The following is a 6908-nucleotide window of genomic DNA, read 5'->3' as shown; positions in this document are numbered from 1 at the left end:
TCAGTCGGTCACCGACGAGTCGTACCGCTCGTTCTTTGAATTCTTGGGGGTATTTGTTGGGCATGGTTTTATTATTCCTTCCGGTGGGGTGTGGGTGGAAGGTGTGGACTGAACCCAGTACATATCAGTGAGACCTGGTTGGGTAAGGGTGTGAATGGTTCTGCTGCTGGTGGGGTGTCAAATGGGTTGACTTATACGATGCCGGAGACTGGTAGTTTTAGTGTGCGTGAGGATTGGAGTGTTGGGGGTATGGCTGTGGCTACTGGTGGTGGTAGTTTGATGGGTGGTTTGAAGCCGGTGGTGCCGAAGACAGGTAATGCTGTGGCGGATTATGGGTTAGATCGGGCGAAGGATTATGTGGTGGGTGTGGGTAACGCTATGGTTTTGACGGCACCCTCTGAATGGAACACTACAGATCTTCACAATGCCGGGATGAAAGCAACAGGAAAGGGTATGGCTACCGGCCTGGGTAAGTCTGGTCGTAGGGCTTTGAGCTCTGATGAGTAGCTAAAAGAGTTTTTGTTTGGAAGGAGTGTTATGGGGCGGAAGAAAAGTTCTGTGGCTGGGTATATTATTTTTGGTATTTTGATTATTATCATCGGTGTGATACAGGTGATCTTGTATATCAATGATCGGGATTCGAGCTATAAGGTGTGTACGGTCTCGTCGGTCAAGATGGTGTCAGCTTCACCCGGAGGAACTCCGACTGCTTTTGTGCGTATTCAGACTGAGGAATGTGGTCTTTTGAGCGTATCCGATATGAGTATGCCTGAGGGAATGAATAAGGCGGGGCTAAAAAATTTCCTTGAAGCCAATATCGGTAAGAAGTTTGAGTTTCAGGTTGGGGGCACCTCTCTGGGTAATGATGCTTATAGCTCGGAGGGTATTACTTCGACGACTCCTGTTGAATAATTTTTTGGAAAGGTAAAGCGTTATGCTTCTTGGTGTGCTTGCTGCTTTGATGGTGGCTGGTGTGAATATTCCCTTGGCTAATATGTTGGCGGGGCATACTTCTAGTGCGCTGAAGTTTGGGGTCTTGTATTTCCCTTTGGGTTTGGTGAGTGTGGTTCTTGGGTTTGTTCTTTTGTCCTTGTTTTTGACGTTTTCTGCTCAGGTGTATTGGTTTGTTGGGTTGATGACCTATGCCTCGATTGGTGGGGATAAGGTGCGTGGGTTGCGTGCTAGGCGTATTGCGGGGTCTGGTGATGTGGCTTAGGTTCTGAGCTGATAGTTGTTTCTGTTGGGGTGTTGGCTGGGTGCCGACACCCCTTCCTTTCTTTTGTCCCGGGTGGCTGGGGTGGTGGCGTCCTGACTGGTTGTTGGGGCTGTTGCCTCTTCCTCCTCCTCTACTGCCGCCTCTTCGACTTCTGCCATTCCTGGTTTTGGGGTGACCGTGGCTGGGTCTTTGCAGGTCGCTGGCCTGGAGATCCTGGGGGTGCGTGCTTATGGCCCTGGGGTGCGTGGGTTTATTTCTCCTGACCCGCTGGCCTCTCCGGTGGGTTTGGTGGATCCGTGGGGTTTGTCGCCGATGACGGCTGGGGAGTTTCGGGAGTATCGGCAGGATAGTTCTGCTCGTGCTTGGGAACGTATGGGCGGGCAGCTACATCGGTGGGCTGATGAACACGCAGAAGCTATCGCTACCGCTGCTATTATTGCCGGAACCGTAGTTTCTATTGCTGCCCTGGTAGCTACCGGGCCGGTTGGGCTGATTGTTGCTGGCGCTGTCGGTGGTGGTTTGCTCTCTGGTGGTTTGTCTATTCTGACAAATAAGAATGCTGATGGAACTGTGGACTGGAAGAAGGTTGGTTTGGATACCTTGATTGGTGGTGTTGCTGGTGGCCTTGGAGGTGCTGCGGTTTCTGTAGTGGGTAAGGCTGGTGCTGCGGTGAATGCGGCTCGTGCTGGGCGGTTTGCGACGAAGGCTGAGGCTGCTGGTGCTAAGGCTCTTAGTTTGGGGCAGAAGGCTGCTAATTCTTCGGTCTTTAATCCGATGCGGTATGTGAATGCTGTGCGTTCTTCTCATGCTGGGCAGAAGGCTGCTGCTTGGGCTGCTCGTTCGGATGAGTTGGGTCAGGTTGCTGCTCATTATGGTGATCTGGGTGGTTATGCTCGTTCGCTTTCTGGTCAGACGGTGCAGAGTGTTACTTCTAATGTGGCTAGTAATAATTTGGCGTATGGTTTAGGTGATTTTCAGGAGCATACTGTGGGTGGTTATGTGCGGGCGACGGTTTCTGGTTTGGGAGTTGGGGTGTTGTCGCCGAGGATTACACCGCTACGACAAAAAGTAGTAGGTACGGCAGCTGCTGATGTCATGACGTTGAATAAAGGATTAACCGCTGTGAGCGGTTTCGGTATTGACCGAATAGCGGATTTCTTATCTGGTATGGGTAACTATGCTGTGACACCTCAAGAAGAAAATCTTTCCTGGAGAAATGCGATTAAGGAGGGTTTCAAGTCTGCTGTGAGTGGTAGTTCGGGTGTGATGAGCACGGGGGCTGCTGATAGTATTCGACTGGCAACTCCTCGACCTGGTGGTGAATAAAGTTATGGGAAAGGAAAGAGTGCCTGCGGGACAGACTAAGAAACAGAAGGTTTTTTCGATAATAGGACTCTGTGTAGCTCTTCTTATTTTTGGTGGGTATCCTTTGTTTAACTGGTACAACACGACACACCCAGTGAGCCGTGAATGCACTATCGAATCAGCTGAAGTTTCCAGCAGTCGTAGTGGCACCGGTGGGATCGCTACCTCCAGTACCAAACTCAAAATCCATACTTCAGATTGTGGAACCGTCTATATCTCGAGTGTCGCAGACCCTGGGTACCGTGCCTCTTGGCAAGAGATGGCAGATGAAGTAAATAAGTATCAAGGTCAGAAAATGACGTTGCTCTTTGAACCTATTCAGCTACCTGCTGAGGGGGATCGGGTAGAAGGATTAGGGTTCGTTTTGTAGAACATAAGTGACCTGGTTTCTTACCTGATGCTCCATTGGGTAAGAAACTAGCGTCCTTCATCTCCTCACAAACTAGCCCTGACGGCTTGATTATTGACTCCGTAGATGGCTTACACCTGTACACCTACGATGACGCCCATCAACTCACAGCAGCTATCACCAACCAGGGTACACACTGCAGGGTTCCTAACCCGCGAAGAAACTGCTGCTGATATTGGTCATTGAGTACACCTATGATCTTGCTGGGCAACTTATTTGCCTCGAGAACTCGCACACTGGTTTCAGCCAGTACGTCTATGAAGGGCTAGGACGCTGGGTACAACACACCGATAGAGTACCCACGTAGTTACTACCCACGTTTACTCACCGGTGGGTGCTGGTTGGGGTGCGAATGTGTATGCGTTTGTGGGGAATGCTCCGGTGGGTTTGGTGGATCCTTGGGGTTTGTCTCCGATGACGGCTGGGGAGTTTCGGGAGTATCGGCAGGATAGTTCTGCTCGTGCTTGGGAACGTATGGGCGGGCAGTTAGCTGACAGAGCTGCTGGTCTTTGGGATTGGACCAAAAATAACTGGGAATATATTGCTGCTGGGGCAGCTATTGTTGCTGGTGTAGGCTTAATGTTCACAGGCGTGGGTGGGCCAGCTGGCTTAGCACTTATAGCTGCTTCTGGTGCGTTAACCGCTGGAGGTATATCCGTAGCTTCTCAAAAAGCGCAAAAGGGCATTGTTGACTGGAGTAAAGTCAGTACTGATGCACTTATTGGCGCTGCAACAGGTGCTTTAGGAGGGTGGGCAGCCCAAATCGGCAAGGCAGCCATGGTATCCGCACCAGCAGGACAAGCCCTAAGAGCCGTTACTATTAACGCCGGCGTAAATGGTACCGTTGGCGGAATATCTTCTGGAACAGTGTACCTTGCAAAAAATAACTGGAGCATCAGTAACCCTTGGGAATTTGCAGGTACTGTAAGCGGTGGATCTATAAGCGGCATGGCCGGTGGCCTAGCAGGGCCTATGGGAGGAACGATTGCTCAAAAATTTGGTCAAAATTCAGGTGGGAGTATTGCTAAGATAAGTGAAAATTTGATTAATTTTGCAGGAGGTAGTGTTGGGTCTCTAGCAGAAGATATTGTTTCAGGTAAAGAAGCTAATTTTACAAAAGCAGGAATTACAGGCCTATCTTCCACTTCTTCAAACATGATGGGTGGGTTTATAGCTAACAAATCTGATTACTTTGCTAGAGTCACTAACATGCATGGCGTGAATTATATGTCTCAAGTGCCCTACTTCCACCCCCGTACTCTCACAGGGGCACTAAACTTGAGCCAACCAAATAGCTTAGCTCGCTGGGGAAGCGCGTCTTCAGGGGCAATTATTGGATGGGGTACAGATGAAATTTACCAGTAAATTTTCAGACAATCTCAAGGCAGCTGCAATTATTTTATTTATTTTTTCCTACATAGTTCTGCTTCCTTCATTTTTGGCTGGGGATTTTGCGGGCCGAATAAAAGTTTTCACTGCCGTATCTGCAGTAGGTTTGATATACACCACGCTAATTCCTGAAAAATTAATAATTTCAGTAATGATTATTCCATTGGTGGCACTACCCTTTTCAGACCACCTTCTGTTTGAATACTCAAAATATGGCCTAACCGCTTTTTTCGCGTTCTTAACTGGATCCCTAGCTTCAATCTGCTTTATTCGAAAAAGTTCAAAGTAAAAAAATGTGTATATTTAAAGATTCCAACGGAAAAGAGTTAAAGATATCGACTTTTACCCATACCTTCAAACCATTATTCAGGTCAGAAGTTAAGATTCCTTGCATCAGGGTAGAAACATGGGATGGATGGGCCATTTTCAGTGTTTCCAACCTAGATGTTTCTAATATAAATATCGTTGCAACGTACTCAAACGTTGGCGATGTATTTCTAACGCACGTGAAAAGCGTAGCTCAAGATACATATTTTGGGGATATCACCAGAGGCATCCCCGCAGACCGTTGGGTTCTTACCTTTATGGGCATGAAAGATAATCAAGTTCAAGCGGTATTTACCGAAGATAGATTTATAGAATTTTTGAACATATGTAAAAAATTGCAACCTGCTGAAATTCTATAGTATAATTTCAGCAATCACCCATAAGGAATTCTGGCATTTTAGTAATTTTTCAACAAGTCAATCTATACTAAGCGGATAGTATTCACCCCACCATCTCGCCTGCGAATATGAAATAGAATTTAGGGAAATATCTTATTTTCTGGTATTTTCGCCCTACAATCATCAATAGAACCGTAGATACCTCCAGCTGTAGGCAACATGGCACAGGGTTGATGTGATACCCTCTGATGCTCTGGTGACGTGAGATTGGTAGTTGAAGTTCTTGTGGATGAGAGTGTTAGGAGTAATGAAAGTGAATAGTGAGAATCCATTAGAAAATGGAGATGAGAAGAAAGCTAAAAAGCCTGTTACTCGTAGGGAGCGTATTCGGGCGGGGATTTTCGTATTGGTTTTTGGCTTACCTATGGTATTTGGTATCACTACACTATTATTTGCCACCCCCTTCAACAAAATCTTCAACTACGAAAAAGAATGCACCATTTCAGGGGCAGCTGCGGGATCATCTGGTTCCAAGTCCTCCTCTAGTAGTTATTATATTTATGTTAAAAGCCCTGACTGCGAGGGCATGAGATATTACGGTCCCCGTCATGGGCTTACCCATGGCGAAGTTGCTGATCGTATTGATCTTTTAGAGGGGCAGACGGTAACAGTGGATGTTGGCTACTGGCAATTCCCTTTTTCAGATACTGACATCGTTGGTATTAAAGGCCTGGATTTGAGTCGTTAAACCTCTGCTTGTTCCACTTCTGGCAAGATAATAAGGGCGCTGGGGTCTGTGCTCGCAGGCGGAATTAACAACTCAGTCACTACCACCAGTTGCTCTTGGCTTCTCTTCATCGGCCTTGGGGCCAGGTTCGTTCTTAATGAACTGCACGAGGGCCAACAAGTCTGCACAGTCGATTCAGCTAAGTTCAACAGTAGCTCAGGAGGCAGTCGGGGTCTCAGTGCCTATCGTTCTATCCATGTTCAAAGTAGTGACTGTGGAACTATCGTTATTACTCACACCAAGTACCCGGAAGATATGAACGATGCAGCCTTGCTTGAATTCTTGCAAGCTAATGAGGGTAAGAAGTTTGAGTTTGTGACGAAGTTTGTTCAGTTCCCTGATGCATTGGGTTCCTTTGGTATTACTTCTACGGAACCTATCGAATAGCCTTTACATATCAGTGGCTGGAAGAAGGTTGGTTTGGATACTTTGATTGGTGATGCTGCGGTGTCTGTAGTGGGCAAGGTAGGTTCTGCGGTGAATGCGGCTCGTGCTGGGCGGTTTGCGACGAAGGCAGAGGCTGCTAGTGCTAAGGCTCTTAGTGTGGGGCAGAAGGCTGCTAATTCTTCGGTTAAGGATGGTGCCAAGTCTGCTGTGAGTGGTGGTTCGGGGACGGTGAGCACGGGGTCTGCTGATAGTATTCGGGTGGCTACACCGAAAGTTGTAAGTGAATAATGAAGAAGAAGCGTAAGCCGCAGGCGGGGTCTCGCCGTGGGGTTGTTTTGTCGATTATTTCGATACTGTTATCAGGAATCATCTTTATCGGTATTCCTTTAGGTGAAAAATATCGGCAGACGCACACTATCGATAAGCAGTGCACCATCATCTCTGCAGAAGTCTCCAATAACCGCAGTGGTACCGGCGGGTTATCAACTTCCAGTACTAAGTTGAAGATCCGTACGCAGGAGTGCGGAACTGTCTATGTGTCTAAAGTTTTGTCTCCTTCTCCCGCTGGGTCTTGGGATGAGATGGCTGCTGAGTTAGATGGGTATCGGGGTCAGCAGGTGGTGTTGGTGTTTCCTCCTTTTCAGTTACCTGCTGAGGGGGATTATGCACTGGGGTATGGGTATCGTTTGT

10 protein-coding genes are annotated in these 6908 nt (G+C 47.7%); all 10 read left to right on the top strand.

Translation table 11 applies throughout. The features are described from left to right. Positions 1-150 precede the first annotated feature (150 nt). Positions 151-507 carry a hypothetical protein gene (locus L7A20_RS11710; protein ID WP_237223661.1) on the top strand — a complete coding sequence of 119 codons (357 nt, stop codon included), beginning with the start codon at positions 151-153 and terminating at the stop codon, positions 505-507. Between the two features lie 51 nt (positions 508-558). Continuing rightward, positions 559-912, top strand: a complete 354-nt coding sequence (locus L7A20_RS11705) for a hypothetical protein (RefSeq protein WP_237223660.1) — start codon at positions 559-561, stop codon at positions 910-912. 22 nt (positions 913-934) lie between these two features. Further along, positions 935-1216, top strand: a complete 282-nt coding sequence (locus L7A20_RS11700; protein WP_237223659.1) for a hypothetical protein — start codon at positions 935-937, stop codon at positions 1214-1216. Positions 1217-1393: 177 nt separating this feature from the next. Continuing rightward, positions 1394-2542: a hypothetical protein gene (locus L7A20_RS11695; protein WP_237223658.1), complete on the top strand. Its 1149-nt coding sequence runs from the start codon at positions 1394-1396 to the stop codon at positions 2540-2542. A 922-nt stretch (positions 2543-3464) separates the two neighbouring features. Then, entirely contained in the window at positions 3465-4355 is an 891-nt protein-coding gene (locus L7A20_RS11690) for a hypothetical protein (protein ID WP_237223657.1), read from the top strand. Beyond that, positions 4339-4668 carry a hypothetical protein gene (locus tag L7A20_RS11685; RefSeq protein ID WP_237223656.1) on the top strand — a complete coding sequence of 110 codons (330 nt, stop codon included), beginning with the start codon at positions 4339-4341 and terminating at the stop codon, positions 4666-4668. Before L7A20_RS11690 ends, L7A20_RS11685 begins: the two co-directional genes overlap by 17 nt. A gap of 4 nt (positions 4669-4672) precedes the next feature. Further along, entirely contained in the window at positions 4673-5065 is a 393-nt protein-coding gene (locus tag L7A20_RS11680) for a hypothetical protein (protein WP_237223655.1), read from the top strand. A 286-nt stretch (positions 5066-5351) separates the two neighbouring features. Further along, positions 5352-5792: a hypothetical protein gene (locus L7A20_RS11675; protein ID WP_237223654.1), complete on the top strand. Its 441-nt coding sequence runs from the start codon at positions 5352-5354 to the stop codon at positions 5790-5792. Between the two features lie 294 nt (positions 5793-6086). Next, positions 6087-6218 (top strand): hypothetical protein, encoded by a 132-nt coding sequence (locus L7A20_RS12015; protein WP_272879231.1) that lies wholly within the window; start codon positions 6087-6089, stop codon positions 6216-6218. A gap of 287 nt (positions 6219-6505) precedes the next feature. Beyond that, on the top strand, positions 6506-6908 hold a 403-nt coding region (locus L7A20_RS11670; protein ID WP_237223653.1), incomplete at its 3' end, for a hypothetical protein.

The sequence above is a fragment of the Rothia nasimurium genome, from assembly GCF_928381415.1.
Lineage (GTDB): Bacteria > Actinomycetota > Actinomycetes > Actinomycetales > Micrococcaceae > Rothia > Rothia nasimurium_H.
This window is presented reverse-complemented; position numbering and strand designations above follow the sequence as displayed.

Bases quoted from the DNA above. Each gene is read 5' to 3' on its own strand.
- L7A20_RS11685 (WP_237223656.1), top strand. From the start codon at position 4,339: ATGAAATTTACCAGTAAATTTTCAGACAATCTCAAGGCAGCTGCAATT.
- L7A20_RS11700 (WP_237223659.1), top strand. From the start codon at position 935: ATGCTTCTTGGTGTGCTTGCTGCTTTGATGGTGGCTGGTGTGAATATT.
- L7A20_RS11690 (WP_237223657.1), top strand. From the start codon at position 3,465: ATGGGCGGGCAGTTAGCTGACAGAGCTGCTGGTCTTTGGGATTGGACC.
- L7A20_RS12015 (WP_272879231.1), top strand. From the start codon at position 6,087: ATGAACGATGCAGCCTTGCTTGAATTCTTGCAAGCTAATGAGGGTAAG.
- L7A20_RS11675 (WP_237223654.1), top strand. From the start codon at position 5,352: ATGAAAGTGAATAGTGAGAATCCATTAGAAAATGGAGATGAGAAGAAA.
- L7A20_RS11680 (WP_237223655.1), top strand. From the start codon at position 4,673: ATGTGTATATTTAAAGATTCCAACGGAAAAGAGTTAAAGATATCGACT.